Here is a 204-nt window from a genome sequence, read left to right on the forward strand (position 1 = left end):
ACCAGGCGCTGGGCGATCTCGGTGTTGGTCAGGCCCTCGGCCACGGCCTGTAGTACCTCGCGTTCGCGCCCGGTCAGGTCGGCCACCCGTGGATCGGTCGGGCCGTCGGCTCCCTCGGGGTCGGGGACGTGCTCCATGAAGGTGTCGAGCAGCCGTCGGGTCAGTGCCGGGGCGACCACGGCGTCTCCGGCGGCGACGGCACGG

1 protein-coding gene is annotated in these 204 nt (G+C 73.5%); it reads right to left on the bottom strand.

Annotated features, from left to right (window positions below):
* A partial coding sequence (locus tag IF29_RS0141380) for a LuxR C-terminal-related transcriptional regulator (protein WP_037598820.1) occupies positions 1–204 on the bottom strand: 204 nt, incomplete at both ends.

The sequence above is a fragment of the Streptacidiphilus jeojiense genome, from assembly GCF_000719095.1.
GTDB classification, from domain to species: domain Bacteria; phylum Actinomycetota; class Actinomycetes; order Streptomycetales; family Streptomycetaceae; genus Streptacidiphilus; species Streptacidiphilus jeojiensis.